We start from the raw sequence: 14,162 nt of genomic DNA, 5'->3' as shown, positions 1-14,162 counted from the left end.
TCAGTGCTCCAACCGCTTCTGGGCCTCGTCCTCGGGCAGCTGCTCCACGTTGGACAGCAGAGCGAGGAGCTCCTCCTCGCTGACGTCGGCGAGCTCCTGTTCCTCGATCAGGCCGGCCAGGCCGGCGATGGTGGCGTTGGTGAACAGCGTCCGCAGGTCGAGGGTGACCGAGAAAGCGTCCCGGACCCGCGAGACCAGCTGGGTGGCCTGCAGCGAGTTGCCGCCGAGGCTGAAGAAGTTGTCGTGCACGCCGATGCGGTCCGCGCCGATCAGCGCGTGCCAGATCTCGGCGAGGGTGACCTCGGTCGGGGTGGAGGGCGCGACGAACTCGGCGACCGGTGCGGCGGCGGCCGGTGCGGGCAGCCGGGACCTGTCGAGCTTGCCGCTGGCGCTCAGCGGCAGGGCGGTCAGCGGCACGTAGACACTGGGGATCATGTACGCCGGCAGTTCGGCCGCGAGATGCGCGCGGACGCTCTCCACGTCCGGCGTGCCGCCGGGCGCCGCGACGACGTAGGCGACGAGGGCGACCGCGCCGTCCTCGCCGGTGTGCGCGACGACGACCGCCTGCTGCACGGCCGGGTGGGCGGTCAGCACGTGCTCGATCTCGCTCGGTTCGACCCGCAGGCCGCGGATCTTCACCTGGGCGTCGACGCGGCCGAGGAAGACCAGGTTGCCGTCGTCCCGCCACGTCGCCAGGTCGCCGGTGCGGTAAAGGCGGGCGCCGGGGCTCGTGCCGAACGGGTCGGGCACGAACTTACGCGCGGTCAGCCCGGGCGCGTTCAGGTAGCCGCGCGCCACGCCGGCGCCGCCGACGTACAGCTCGCCGGGGACACCGACGGGCACCGGGTTGCCGGAGCGGTCCAGGACGTACGCGGTGTAGTTGGGCAGGTTCACGCCGATCGGCGGGCTGTCCGTCAGTGGTTCGTGCGGACAGTGGTAGTTGATGCACGCGACGGTCGCCTCGGTCGGGCCGTACCCGTTGTGGAATTGCCGGTACTCCACGTTCCACGAGTTGACCAGGTCGCCCGGGTACGGTTCGAGCCCGACGAAGAGCACTCGGAGGTCGGGGAAGCTCGCGCCGTCCATCAGGGCGAGGACGCTGGGCGGGATGTCGGCCATCGTGATCCGCTCGTCGCGCAGCAGCCCGGCGAGACGGCCCGGGTCGTGCAGGACCTCGCGCGGTGCGCCGACGAGGGTGCCGCCGCCGCAGAGCGCGCTGTAGATCTCGAAGACGCTCACGTCGAACGCCGGGTTGGCGAACTGCAGCACCCGGTAGTCCGGCGCCACCCCGAACAGCTCGGTGATCAGGGTGGTGAAATTCACGGCGCTGCGATGCTCGACGAGGACGCCTTTGGGCCGGCCGGTCGACCCGGACGTGTAGATCAGATAGGCGAGGTTGCCCGGCGTGGCCGGCGTCTCGGGCCGCCCGGCGGGCAGCGCCCGCAGCGCGGCGGCGGTCGCCGGATCGTCCAGGCACACCGCCGTGACTCCCTCGGGCAGCCGGTCGCGCAGGTCCCGGGTGGTGACCACGACCGTGCACGCCGCGTCCCGCAGCTGATACGCGATCCGGTTGTCGGGGTAGGTCGGGTCGAGCGGCAGGTACGCGCCGCCGGATTTGAGGATGCCGAGCTGGCCGGTGGGCACCCCGAAGCCACGCTCGACCAGCAGGCCGATCACGCGGTCGGGGCCGCTGCCGAGAGCGCGCAGGTGGTGGGCGAGCCGGTTGGCGCGTACGTCGAGGTCGCGGTAGCTGAGCTCGGCGCCCTCGAACCGCGACGCGGGATGGTCGGGCCGGGCGTCCACCTGGCGCTCGAACATCTGGTGCAGGCACAGGTCCGCGGTGTCGTACGCGGTCGTCGTGTCGTTCCAGGCGCCGACGACCTGGGCGAGCTCGGCGTCGTCCAGCAGCGCGAGCCGCGACAGCGGAGTGTCCGGCTCGCGCACGGCGGCGGCGAGCAGTGTCTCGTAGTGGCGGATCAGCCGCCGCATCCGGGCCTCGTCGAACAGCTCGGTGGAGTATTCGATCCACACGGTGAAGCCCTTGCCGGCCACCTCGGTCAGCTGGAACGCCAGGTCGAACCGGGCGGTGCCGACGGTGAGCGGCACGAAGTCGACCTGCACGTCACCCAGCGACAGCGACTCGGCCTGGGTGTTCTGCAGCGTGAACGAGATCTGGAACAGCGGGTTGCGGCTCGGGTCGCGGTCCGGGCGCAGCGCCTCGACCAGGGTGCCGAACGGCAGCTCCTGGTGGAAGTGGGCGCCGAGCACGTTCTCGTTGACCCGGCCGAGCAGCTGCCGGAACGTGGGATCGCCGGACAGGTCCGTGCGCAGAACCAGCGAGTTGGAGAAGAAACCGATCAGCGGCTCGATCTCGGAACGGGTCCGGCCGCTGAACACCGACCCGATGACCAGGTCGTCCTGGGCGGTGTACCGGTTGAGCACGGCGGTGAACCCGGCGAGGAGCACAGCCAGCAGGGTCGCCTGCTCGCCGCGCGCGAGGGCGGTCAGGTCGGCGCGCAACTGCTCGGGGAGCGTGGCCCCGACGATCGACCCGCTCCAGCTCGGTGCGGCCGGGCGGGCCCGGTCCGACGGGAAGTCCAGCTCGGGGGCGTCGTGCAGGCGCTGCGTCCAGTAGGCCAGGTGCTTGTCCTTCTCGTCGCCGGTGAGCATCTCGCGCTGCCAGCAGGCGTAGTCGGCGTACTGGACCGCCAGCTCGGGCAGCGGATCTGGAGCGCCGGCGGCGAACGCCAGGTACAGCCGCACGAGCTCGGCGGCGAGGATGCCGGTCGACCAGCCGTCGGTGGTGATGTGGTGCAGGCCGAGCATCACGACATGGTCGTCGGCGCCGAGCCGGACCAGGCTGGCCCGCAGCGACGGGTCGGTGCCGAGGTCGAACGGCCGGCGTGCCTCCGCCCGGACGAGCTCGAGCATCCGCTGCTCGCGGTCGTCCTGGCCGGACAGGTCGATCAGCCGCATCGGCACCTCGTCCGGCGCCTCGTCGATCACCTGGTACGGCACGCCGTTCTCGGCCAGATACCGGGTCCGCATGATCTCGTGCCGCTGCACGAGCCGGGTCAGCGCCCGCCCGAGGACGTCGGGCCGCAGCGGGCCGCGCAGCCGCAGCGGCAGCGGCGAGTTGTAAACGGGCAGGCCGGGCGCGAACTGGTCGAGGAACCACAGCCGCTGCTGCGCAAAGGACAACGGGAGTCTTCCGGTACGCGGCACGCGTCGAATCCGCTCCCGGGCGGCCTTCGCCTCGCGGGACTCGCGCAGCTGCAGCTGCAGCAGGGCCCGGCGGGCGTCGGAGAGATTGGCCACCCGATCCTGGCGGCGTAGCTCGGTCATCGCGGCTTCCTTCCGGCTTGTGTCATCAGATGGCGGTGGTGGCGATGGGGACCGCCGGTGGGTCGAGCCGCAGCCGGGTGCTCAGGCCGCCGAGGGCGCGGAGCACCGGCCCTTGCACCCGGCCGTCGGCGATCAGCACCTGCCCGACGCCGCCGCGCAGGGCCACCTCGGCCGCCTTGAGTTTCACGGCCATGCCGCCGGCGATCCTGCTGCCACCGTCGGTGAGCCGGTGCTCGGCCAGGACGGTGGTCTCGTCGTCCGGATCGGCGAGGAGCCCGGGTGCGCCGGTCAGGAAGATCAGGTTCTCGGCGCCGAGCGCGACCGCCACGGCCGCGGCGGCCCGGTCGGCGTCGACGTTGACCGGCAGGCCGTCCTCGGCGATCGCGGGCGGCGACAGCACCGGCACGAGCCCGGCGTCCATCAGCGCGTGCAGCGGGCCGGTGCGCACGGCGGTGAGCGTGCCCGTCTGGTCGTCGCGCACGACCACCCGGCGGCCGTCAAGCTCGGCTGTGTGCACCGAGCGGCGCCGGGCCTGCAGCACGCCCACGTCGATGCCGGTCAGACCGATCGCGGCGACGCCGTGCCGGTGCAGGTCGGCCAGGAGCATCGGCTTGACCTGCCCGGCGAGAGCCAGCAGCAGCACCTCGAGGGTGGCCGGGTCGGTGTAGCGGCTGGACGTGCCCGACGGCGTGCACAAGCGCCGCTGCGGCACGCCGAGCCGGCCGGCGAGGTGGTCGACGGAGGCCGAACCGCCGTGCAGGACCAGGACCCGGTCGCCGCGAGCGGTCAGCGCCGCGACGTCGGGACTGACGTGGACCGGGTCCTGCCCGGCGCCGCCGCCGCACTTGATGACGGTGAGCACGGTTCTCCTCGCGATCGCAGCGGTGGTCAGACGGGATGCAAGCCGGGGAAGCCGAGACCGGTCGTCTCGGGCCAGCCCCGGCGGATGTTGAGACACTGCACGGCGTTGCCGGCGCCCCCCTTCACCAGGTTGTCGAGGGCGGCGATGGCGACGACCTGGCCGGGTTCGGCGGCGAACCCGACGTCGCAGTAGTTCGAGCCGGAAAGGATTTTGGGCTCGGGGTAGCGGTAGCCGCCGCTGCGGTACGCCACCACCCGGACGAACGGCTCGTCGCCGTAGTGCCGCCGGTACGCCTGACGCACCGTGCTCTCGTCGGCGTTGTCCTTGGCGGTGGCCCGGCAATACACCTGCACGCCCCGGACCGCCTCGACGCCGGTGGCGCTCATCCGCACCCGCAGCCCGGTGGCCTGGGCGATCTCGGCCTCGTGCCGGTGCCGCAGCGGCGCGAAGACGCGCATGGCGCCGCTCCGCTCGGCGTGCAGGTTGACGTTGCCGGCCGCCGCGCCGGATCCGCTGGATCCGGTTCGCGCGTCCACTGTCACGTCCGGCTCGACCAGGCCCTCGGCGGCGAGCGGGTAGAGCGCCAGCATGCCGGCCATGGCCGTGCAGCCGGGCACGCTGATCCGGTCCGCCTCGCGCAACTGCTCGCGGTACCGCTCGGGCCAGCCGGGCGTGAACCCGTCGAGCAGTTGCGGCGCCTCGTGCTCGGTGTCGTAGTACCGCTGGTAGACGCCGGAGTCACGCAGCCGGAAGTCGGCGCTGAGGTCGACCAGGCAGCCGGCCCGCGCCACCATGCCGGGCACCATCCGCATCGCGGTCCGATGCGCGACGGCCAGGAAGACGGCGTCGTACTTGTCCAGGGCGTCCGGCTCGACGAACTTGAGGTCGGTGTGGCCACGCAGGTTGGGATGAGTGGTGTCGATCCGGCGGCCGGCGAGCCGGGTCGAGGTCACCGCGGCCAGCTCGACCTCGGGATGCCCGAGCAGCAGGCGCAGCAGCTCGCCCCCGATGTAGCCGGATCCGCCGACCACCGCGACGGTCGTCACTCGCCCCAGTCCTCCGCGACGTCGGGAGCCAGCGCGAGGGCAAACGGGTTGGTCGAGACCAGTTCCAGGACGCTACCGCACTCGGGGCACTCGACGATCTCGCTGGCCCGGGCGGACCCGTCCACCACCACTTGACCGCGGCAGCTCGGACACAACTCCATCGCCATGACAGCACTCCTTCTCGGTCGGTGATTCGGCCGGGTTCACCTTGCGGCCCGGCGCACGGCACCAACCAGTCCGGGAAACCACCGACTGTGCCCGGACGCGCTCGCGGAGTGGGATCGACGCATGGCACAGACACTCGCGCACGACAACGCCGCCGAGGCGTCGGGAACCTCACCGACACCGCCGTCGCTCTGGCGCAACCGGGACTTCGTCGCCCTGCTCTGCGCCGAGACCGTGTCGCAACTCGGATCGCAGATCACGCTGTTCGCGCTGCCGGTCGCCGCGGTCCTGGTGCTCGGCGCCGACGGCGGCCAGATCGGCCTGCTGAAGACGCTGTTCACGCTGCCGTACTTCGTGCTGCCGCTGGCCGTCGGGGTCTACCTGGACCGCCGGCCGCGGCGCGGCGCGATGATGGTGGCGAACGCCGCCCGGACGCTGCTGGTGTTCTCCATCCCCGCGGTCGCCTGGCTGCACCTGCTGACGATGAACCAGCTGCTCGTGGTGGCGTTGCTCGGCGGCTTCTTCGCGGTGGTGTTCGACCTCGCCTACGCGGCCTATCTGCCGTCGCTGGTCGGCCGCGACCGGCTGGGCGCGGCGAACAGTCTCATCCAGACCGGCTACTCGACCGCGTTCCTGGCCGGGCCGGGCATCGCGGGCCTGCTGGTCAACGCGTTCGGTGCGGCCTCGGCGCTGCTCGCCGACGCCCTGTCGTACCTGGTGTCGTTCGTGACGATCGCGCGGATACGGTTCCGCGAGCCGGTTGCCGAGCGCCGGCCGCGCCGGCCGTTCGCCGAGGCGTGGGAGGGCCTGGCCGCGCTGTTCCGGATCGGGCCGATCCGGGCGGTCGCGCTGCACGCCGCGATCTACAACGCCTCGTTCCAGCTGATCGAGGTGGCATTCCTGGTGTACGCGCTGAACACGGTCGGCCTCGGTCCGGGCGCGTTCGGCCTGGTCGTCACCGTCGGCGGTGTCGGCGGCCTGGTGGGCGCGCTGAGCGGTGCGCGGATCGGGCGCCGGCTCGGCTACGGGCCGGCGATGGTGACCGCGGCCCTGGTGGAGAGCCTCGCCTACCCGCTGCTGCCGGCCGGGCACGGCGGCCGTACGGCGTTGCTGGTCGTGTTCGGGCTGACGTTCCTCATCGGCGGGGCGGGAACGGGTGCGGCGAACGTCCTGGTCGCCACCATCCGGCAGAGCCACACCCCCGACGAGCTGATGGCCCGGGTCGGCGCGGGCTACCGGATGATGAACGCTGGCGCCGTGCCGATCGGGGCGGCCCTCGGGGGCGTCCTCGTCACGGCGCTGGGCGCCCGCACAACGATGTGGATCGCCCCCTTCGGGCTCCTCGCCTCGGTCCTGCCGCTGGTGCTGACCTCGTCGTTCCGCCGCCTGCGGACCCTGCCCACCGGATAGCTGCGCCGCGGATGGCCCGCACGCCGCGGATGGCCCGCACGCCGCGGGTCACGGGCGCAGGCGGTGCTCGTACAGGCGGCGATAGAACGGCTCGTGGTGGGCGGCGAAGGCGGCGAGGGCCGGATCGGTCGCGGTGGTCCGCTCGTAGACCGACGCCCGGCGCTCGATGGTCGTGCTGCCACGCACGCCCGCGTGCCACCGGGACGACCTGCTCCATTCGGACCGCTCGCCGGCGTTCCACGACAGGGCCTCGGGCCGGTGGTCGAGGCCCACTTCGGCGCAGTAGGCCGCCATCAGGGCGGCCGGGTCGGCGATCAGGTCGTCGGAGTCCACGACCAGGGGCGTCTCGCCGGTCGCTTGCCGGACGGCGGTGAAGATCTCGTACAAGAACTCGAGCCCTACCTCACCGACCGTCATGTCCGGCTTGAGCGCGGCGAAGGACGCCACGATCTCCTCGGGACGGCGGATCAGGAACGTGTGCCGCACACCCGTCAGGAAGTCCGTGTCGGCGATCACCTCGTCGTACCGGTGGTCGGTGGTGTCCTTGAAGAACACCGGCCGCCCGGCGTTCCGCATGCCGTCCATGACCTCGCGTTCCGAGCGCGCCGCCCGGCCGTCGATGTCGGTCTCGCCGTAGTCGGCGACGTTGCAGAACGGCTCGTGCAGGGCAAGCAGGTCACCGCGCTCGAGCATGGCCCGGAAGAACACGGTCGAGCGGGATCGCGGCGCGCTCCAGAGCGCGAGAACGGCCGGTGTCATCGGTTTCCCCCAGGAAGGTCGTCGGTACGGTCGTCGGTCAGCGCCGCGATCAGGGTGAGCAGTTCGTCGGGGTCGGTGTCGCCGAGCTGGCGCAGCACCACTACCTCGGCGAGGTGCTCGACGGTGGGCCGCCCGGACAGCAACTCGGCGACCGGCAGCTCGACGCCGAACGCGGCACGCACCCGGGCCAGGACCTGGGTGGCGAGCAGCGAGTGGCCGCCAAGGTCGAAGAAGTCGTCGTGCACGCCGATCCGGTCGGCACCGAGCACGTCGGCCCAGATCCCCGCGAGAATCTCCTCGACGGCGGTGCGCGGCGGCACGTGGCCGGCCGCGGCGTGCGCGCCGGGCTCGGGCAGGGCGCGGCGGTCGAGCTTGCCGCTCGGGCCGACCGGAAGCGACGGCACGGCTACGTAGGCGGCCGGGATCATCGCTTCGGGCAGCCGCTGCGCGAGATGCCGGCGCAGGTCGGCGACGGGCGGCAGATCCGCGGTGACAAGATATCCGACCAGGCGGGGCAGGCCGCCCGGGCCGGGGCGCACGTCGACCGCGCAAGCCGCGATCGCCGGATGCGTGGCGAGCGCGGCCTCGATCTCACCGAGCTCGATCCGCACCCCGCGGATCTTCACCTGCTGGTCGAGCCGCCCGAGATACTCCAAGGCGCCGTCCGGGCGGATCCGGGCCAGGTCGCCGGTGCGGTAGAGGCGCCGGCCGTGCCCGTCCGGGTCCGGCACGAACCGTTGCGCGGTAAGGCCCGGACGGCGCCAGTAGCCGCGAGCGACCGGGATCCCGCCGATGTGCAGTTCCCCCGCCACGCCGACCGGGACGCCCGAGCCGCCCACGTCGACAACCGGCAACCGCGCGTTGTCGACCGGGCGTCCGATGGGGACGGTGGCGGCACCCGGCACGCAGTGCCAGAACGTGACGTCGATAGCCGCCTCGGTCGGGCCGTACAGGTTGTGCAACTCGACGCCGGGAAGGGTGTCGTGGCACGTCGCGGCCAGGCCGGGCGGGAGCGCCTCGCCGCTGCACACCAGCCGCCGCAGGGTCCCGGCACACGAAGCCGCGGCCGGATCGGCGAGGAACGCGCGCAGCATCGACGGCACGAAGTGAGCCGTGGTCACGCCCACGTCGCGGATCAGCGCCGCCAGGTAGCCGGGATCGCGGTGGCCGCCGGGCCGGGCGAGCACGACGCGGGCACCGGCGGCGAGGGGCCAATGCAGCTCCCACCCCGACACGTCGAAGCTGAGCGGCGTCTTGTGCAGCACGCCCTCGCCGGGTGTCAGCCCGTACTCCCGCTGCATCCACTCGATCCGGTTGACCAGGGCGCGATGCGTGTTCATGGCGCCCTTGGGCCGCCCGGTCGACCCGGATGTGTAGATCACGTAGGCCAGGTTGTCCGGGCCCACCCGGACACCGGTCCGGTTCACGGAGAACGCCCCCAGGTCCTCCCGGACATCGATCAGCTCGGCCCCGGTCCCCGGCGGAACGTCGACGCCGGCGGTCGTGAGCACCACTCTCGCCTGCGCGTCGGCGAGCATGAACCGCAGCCGCTCGGGCGGGTAGTCCGGGTCCAGCGGAACGTAGGCACCGCCCGCCTTGAGCACCGCGAGCACGGCGACCACCATCTCGGGCGAGCGCGGCAGGCACACGCCGACGAGGTCCTCCGTGCGCACCCCGGCGGCGATCAGCCGGTGCGCGAGTCGGTTGGCGCGGGCGTCGAGCTCGGCGTAGGTGAGCGTGCCATCCACCGCCACCAGGTCGCCGGCGGTATCGCAGCGCCGCTCGAACAGGTCGTGCAGCGTATCCGCCGCCGGCGGCACGTCCGCGCCGACCGGCACCGGCGTCGGTCCCACCGGGAGCCCGCCGACCGCGAGGTCCGGCGACCGCAGAGCGGTCATCAGCAGTTCCCCGTACGCGCCGGACAGCCGCCGGACATCCGCCGCGCTGAACACCCCCGCGCGCCCGACGATCGACCCGGCGATCACCCCGTCGGCCTCCTCGGTGAGTTGCAGAGCCACGTCGAACTGCGCGTCTTGCAGAGGCACCTCGTAGGCGCGTGCCGTCGTGTCCGGGCCGAGCCGGACCGGGGACGGCAGTCGGCGCAGGGCGAGCATCGCCTGGGCCACGGGTGTGCGGCCGGCCGTCCGGTCCGGGTTCACCGCCTGCACCACCTGATCGAACGGCACGCCGCCGTAGGCGTACCCGGTGAGACAGACCCGGCGCACCCGGTCCAACAGCGCGGCGAAGGTCTCCCGCCGATCCGTCTCGACGCGCAGCGCGACCGTGTTGGTGACCAGCCCGACGACGCCGGCGGCACCGGGCCGGTCGCGGCCACTCAACGGGACCGCCACCGAGACGCCGGACTGGCCGGTCCAACGGCAGAGCGTCGCACCGAACGCGGCCAGCAGCACCATGAACGCGGTGGCACCGGCCGCGCGGGCGACTTCGCGCAGCCGGTCGCCCGGCACAGTGACAGGCGCGCTCACCGTCTCGGCGGCGGGTCCGGTGGGTGCGGGAAGGCGCAACGGTTCGGCGCCGGCCAGCTGCCGCCGCCAGTAGTTCAGGCCGTCCGGGTCGTGCGCGGGCGGTGCGAGCTGCCGGTATTGCCGTGCGGAGGGCAGGTCGGCCGCGCCGTTGCCGCGGTAGAGGGCCGCCAGCTCCCCGAAGACGATCTCCAGCGAGCCCGCGTCGAGAACGGTGTGGTGCGCAGCGACGACAACGTGGTGGACAACGGCCTGACTCGCGCCGGGCCGGCCGGTGCCGGCCGGGCAACGGTCGCCGGTCAGGCGCAGGACGGCGACGCGCACCGGGGGCTTCTCGGCCAGGTCGAAGGGCTCGGCGACGAAGGCGCGCGCCCAGCCGTCCGGATCGCCGGTCTCCGCGACGGTGATCGCGAGGGGCGCGTCGTCACCGTGGACGCGTTGCCGCAGGACGCCGTCGTCGTCCAGGTGCAGGGTGGTGCGCAGCGACTCGTGCCGGTCGGCGACCTTGCGCAGGCAGTCGGCGAAGAGCTCGGCGTCGAACGGCCCGGCTATCTCGGCGCCCGCGCCGACGTGGTAGGCGCGGGAGTCCGGCTCGGCCCGCTGCGACAACCACAGTCGATGTTGCCCCGTCGACGCACCACTTCGCCGGGCGCCCGCCGGCCGGCCTTTCCCGTTCGCGGACGATTCCCCGTCGCCCCCGCGCACCGATCCGCCGTCGCCGGCATCCGCCGATCCGCTTTCACCGCCGTCCGGTGATCCGCTTTCACCGCCGTCCGGTGATCCGCTTTCGCCGCCGTCCGGTGACCCGCCGGGAGCGACCGGACGGTAGCCGGTCGCGTCCGGGCCGGTGGACGGCAAAGCAGCCAGTGAGATCGGGCCGAGGAGGCGGTCCAGGCCGACGTGCAGGCCGAGCTCGTCAGCGAGGGCGGCCTGCAGTTCCACGCCGCGCAGTGAGTCCATGCCCAGGTTGACCAGGCTGTCGGAGCCGGTGAGCTGGTCCGGTCGCAGGCGCAGGACGCGTGCGACGACGGCCGCCAAGCGCGGATCGACGGGCTCTGCCCGCACGGCCGGCGCATCAGGGTCCGCACCGGCACCGAGGCGTTCGAGGTCGCCCTCGCGGTACCGGGCAGCCGTCGCCGCGCGGCGGATCTTGCCGCTGCTGGTACGCGGAATGGTGCCGCCGCGGACCAGGACCACGTCGTGGACGTGCAGGCCGTGCTCGCTGAGGACGGCGGCGCGGACCGCGGACACGATCGCGGCGGCGTCGGTCCGCACGAAGCCTTTGGCCACCTCGTGCACCAGCACCAGTTGTTCGCCGTCGGCGGGCACGGTGAACGCCGCCGCGCGGTGCGGGCGCAACGACGGGTGCGCATGTTCGGCGGTCTGTTCCACGTCCTGCGGGTCGTGGTTACGCCCGCGGACGATCAGCATGTCCTTGATCCGTCCGGTGACGAAGAGCGCGCCGTCGCGCAGGAAGCCGAGGTCGCCGGTGCGCAGAGCGGGTTCCGCGAACGCGGGATGCGCTCCGGACCAGTACCCGCCGGCGACCGTGGGGCCCTCGACCCGGATCTCACCGACCGCCCCTTCGGCAAGGATCTCGCCGGTCGCCGGATCGGTGATCGTCACGACATCGGGCGCAAGCGGCCGGCCCGACCCGGCGAGCTCGACGGCACCGGTGACCATGGCGCCGGACGCGACCGGGTGGTCCGCATCGCGACCGGCGCCGGCGGCGGGTACGGCACGGCCCGCGGCGAGGGCGGCGCGGTCGAGGAGGGCGAAGCTGGGCCGGCCTCCGGTCACGAACAGGGTGGCTTCGGCGAGGCCGTAGCAGGGGTAGAAGCTGTCCGGGGTGAAGCCGGCGGCGGCGAAGGCGGACCCGAAGGCGCGTAGCGTGGCCGGGCGGACCGTTTCCGCGCCGACCAGCGCGTGACGCCACGTGGACAGGTCCAGCGTGGCGCGGGTGTCCGGGTCTGTCCGGCGTACGCAATCGGCATAGGCGAAATCCGGGGCGGCACTGACCGTGGCCCGGTGCCGCGAGATGGCGTCGAGCCAGCGCAGCGGGTGACGGACGAAGACCATCGGGGGCAGCAGGATGCCCGGGAATCCGGCTCGCAGCGGCGTCAGGATGCCGCCGATCAAGCCCATGTCGTGGTAGGGCGGCAACCAGCTGACGGCCTTGTCGTGCGGACCCAGCCCACACGCACGGACGATGGTGGCGGTGTTGTGCAGCAGGTTGGCGTGCGTGACGCGCACTCCCTTGGGCGTCGCCGTGGAACCGGAGGTGTACTGCAGGAACGCGAGCTCCTGGGGGCGCGGCCGGTAGCCGTCGGCGTCGTCGTCGGGCACGGTGTCGGCGGCGAGCCAGCGCAGCGCGGCGCTCGCGGGCCATGTCGCGGCGAGCTCGACGACGTCGGCGGTCGCCAGGGCCACGGCCGGGGAGCAGTCGGCGATGACGGCGGCGATGCGTTCGAGGCCGCGGGCGCCGGACGGCGGGTAGACGGGGACGGCGACAACGCCGGCGTAGAGGCAGGCGAAGAAGCCGACGACGTACTCGGGGCCGGGCGCGAACATCAGCAGGGCCCGGTCGCCGGGCACGACGCCGGCGGCGGTCAGGGCGGCGGCGACCGCCCGGGCGCGCCGGTCGAGCCAGGCATGGTCGGCGGCGGTCTCGGTGCCGTCCTCGGCGACGAAGACGTAGACGGTGGCGGCGGGCTGCCGGTCGGCCCGCCCGGCGAGCAGCTCGACCAGGGTGGACGGATTCGTCATCGGTACCGCCGCAGCAGTTGGTGCAGGCTCTGCGCGCCGAACCGGACGGACTCGACGGGTATCCGCTCGTCGGCGGCATGCAGCAGCTCGTGGTACCGGCTGCCCGGGGGCAGGCGCATCGGCAGCCAGCCGTAGCACGCCATGCCGAGCTGGGCGAAATGCCGCGCGTCGGTCGACGCCGGCGTGATCATCGGCAACGGCACGGCGTCCGGGTCGAGTTCCTCGACCAGCGTGCCGAGCAGGTCGTAGAAGGGCCCGAACGCGGGATCCGGCATGGGTTCGCCCTCGAGCAGCACCTCGATCTCGGCGTCGTCGCCGATCAGCGCGCGAACCTCGGCGACGAAGGCATCGAGGGTGTGACCACCGGGCAGGATCCGGCCGTCGATGTCGACGGTGACCTCGCTCGGAATCATGTTGATCTTCTCGCTGGTGCGGACGATCGTCGGGTTGGCGGTGTTGCGGGTGACCGAGTCGAGGTAGACGGCGGCGTCGGGGTCGGGCAGGGCGGCGAGCAACGCGCCCGGGTCGGCCCGTTCGTCGCGCAACTGCTCCATCGTGGCGGCGAGCGGCGCGGGTAGCACCTTCGCGAGGGCCTGCAGCATCCGGTCGGCGGCGGGCGTGACGTGGGTCGGAAGGCGGTGGCTCTGCAGGGCCGACAGCAGGGCCGCGAGCTTGGTCATCGCGGTGTCGGTGCGGCGCCGGGAGCCGTGGCCGCCGGCGCCGCGCAGGGTGGCCCGCAGCCAGCCGCCGCGCTTCTCGGCGACGACGATCGGGTGCAGGCGCAGGTCGTCGCCGAGGTTGAGCCCGGCGCCGCCGTCCTCGCCGACACAGTAGCGGGCGCCGTCGAACAGATGGGCGTGCTCGGTGACCAGATAGTGCGCGCCGTAGTGGCTGCCGGCCTCCTCGTCGGCGACGACGGTGAGGATGACGTCGCCCGCGGGACGTTCGCCGTCGCGGTGCAGGCGCTGCAGGCCGGCCAGCATCATCGCGAGGCCGCCCTTCATGTCGATCGCGCCGCGGCCCCACACCTGCCCGTCGTGGATCTCGCCGCCGAGGGGCGGGTGGGCCCAGCGCTGGCCGGTGGTGGGTACGACATCGGCGTGTGCCTGCAGCACCAGCGGGGGCGCGAGGCCGGCGCCGGGCACGCGGGCGACCAGGTTGGCGCGGCCGGGTGCGAGACCGACGACGGTGCAGTCGATGCCGATGCCGGCGAGCAGGTCGGCGACGAAGGTGACGCAGGCGGTCTCGTTGCCGGGCGGGTTGGTGGTGTCGATCCGGATCAGGCGCTGCAGCAGGGCGACTGGATCGATGTCATCGGCCATGGCG

General features: G+C 73.0%; 8 protein-coding genes. 1 reads left to right on the top strand and 7 read right to left on the bottom strand.

What is annotated here, in order from left to right:
- The 4 genes from ACFQS1_RS25315 to ACFQS1_RS25300 are packed head-to-tail and all read right to left on the bottom strand — an operon-like array spanning position 1 to position 5,420.
- Positions 1–3,345, bottom strand: coding sequence for a non-ribosomal peptide synthetase (locus tag ACFQS1_RS25315; protein ID WP_378972751.1), 3,345 nt, complete (start codon positions 3,343–3,345; stop codon positions 1–3).
- 25 nt (positions 3,346–3,370) lie between these two features.
- On the bottom strand, positions 3,371–4,207 hold the full coding sequence (locus ACFQS1_RS25310; RefSeq protein ID WP_378972748.1) for a [LysW]-aminoadipate kinase: 837 nt from the start codon (positions 4,205–4,207) through the stop codon (positions 3,371–3,373).
- 26 nt (positions 4,208–4,233) lie between these two features.
- Positions 4,234–5,253, bottom strand: coding sequence for an N-acetyl-gamma-glutamyl-phosphate reductase (gene argC, locus ACFQS1_RS25305; protein WP_378972746.1), 1,020 nt, complete (start codon positions 5,251–5,253; stop codon positions 4,234–4,236).
- Entirely contained in the window at positions 5,250–5,420 is a 171-nt protein-coding gene (locus ACFQS1_RS25300; protein ID WP_378972744.1) for a lysine biosynthesis protein LysW, read from the bottom strand. The genes argC and ACFQS1_RS25300 overlap by 4 nt, the downstream gene beginning before the upstream one ends.
- A 121-nt stretch (positions 5,421–5,541) precedes the next feature.
- Here ACFQS1_RS25300 and ACFQS1_RS25295 point away from each other — a divergent pair, with 121 nt between their 5' ends.
- The gene (locus ACFQS1_RS25295; RefSeq protein WP_378972742.1) at positions 5,542–6,828 is read left to right on the top strand and encodes an MFS transporter; all 1,287 of its coding nucleotides are present in this window, start codon (positions 5,542–5,544) and stop codon (positions 6,826–6,828) included.
- 48 nt (positions 6,829–6,876) lie between these two features.
- Here ACFQS1_RS25295 and ACFQS1_RS25290 read toward each other — a convergent pair whose 3' ends face one another.
- The 3 genes from ACFQS1_RS25290 to ACFQS1_RS25280 are packed head-to-tail and all read right to left on the bottom strand — an operon-like array spanning position 6,877 to position 14,158.
- Positions 6,877–7,587, bottom strand: a complete 711-nt coding sequence (locus tag ACFQS1_RS25290; protein ID WP_378972739.1) for a sulfotransferase-like domain-containing protein — start codon at positions 7,585–7,587, stop codon at positions 6,877–6,879.
- Complete coding sequence (locus tag ACFQS1_RS25285) at positions 7,584–12,836, bottom strand: amino acid adenylation domain-containing protein (protein WP_378972737.1); 5,253 nt, start codon at positions 12,834–12,836, stop codon at positions 7,584–7,586. The genes ACFQS1_RS25290 and ACFQS1_RS25285 overlap by 4 nt, the downstream gene beginning before the upstream one ends.
- Positions 12,833–14,158 carry a M20/M25/M40 family metallo-hydrolase gene (locus ACFQS1_RS25280; protein WP_378972734.1) on the bottom strand — a complete coding sequence of 442 codons (1,326 nt, stop codon included), beginning with the start codon at positions 14,156–14,158 and terminating at the stop codon, positions 12,833–12,835. The genes ACFQS1_RS25285 and ACFQS1_RS25280 overlap by 4 nt, the downstream gene beginning before the upstream one ends.
- Positions 14,159–14,162 lie beyond the last annotated feature (4 nt).

This window comes from Paractinoplanes rhizophilus (assembly GCF_042664765.1).
In the GTDB taxonomy this organism is placed as follows: domain Bacteria; phylum Actinomycetota; class Actinomycetes; order Mycobacteriales; family Micromonosporaceae; genus Actinoplanes; species Actinoplanes rhizophilus.
Note: the sequence above shows the minus strand (reverse complement) of the source record. Positions and strands in the feature narration are given on the sequence as shown.

Excerpts from the sequence above, each read along its gene's own strand:
- ACFQS1_RS25315 (WP_378972751.1), bottom strand. The coding sequence starts at position 3,345 with ATGACCGAGCTACGCCGCCAGGATCGGGTGGCCAATCTCTCCGACGCC.
- ACFQS1_RS25300 (WP_378972744.1), bottom strand. The coding sequence starts at position 5,420 with ATGGCGATGGAGTTGTGTCCGAGCTGCCGCGGTCAAGTGGTGGTGGAC.
- ACFQS1_RS25295 (WP_378972742.1), top strand. The coding sequence starts at position 5,542 with ATGGCACAGACACTCGCGCACGACAACGCCGCCGAGGCGTCGGGAACC.
- ACFQS1_RS25290 (WP_378972739.1), bottom strand. The coding sequence starts at position 7,587 with ATGACACCGGCCGTTCTCGCGCTCTGGAGCGCGCCGCGATCCCGCTCG.
- ACFQS1_RS25285 (WP_378972737.1), bottom strand. The coding sequence starts at position 12,836 with ATGACGAATCCGTCCACCCTGGTCGAGCTGCTCGCCGGGCGGGCCGAC.
- ACFQS1_RS25280 (WP_378972734.1), bottom strand. The coding sequence starts at position 14,158 with ATGGCCGATGACATCGATCCAGTCGCCCTGCTGCAGCGCCTGATCCGG.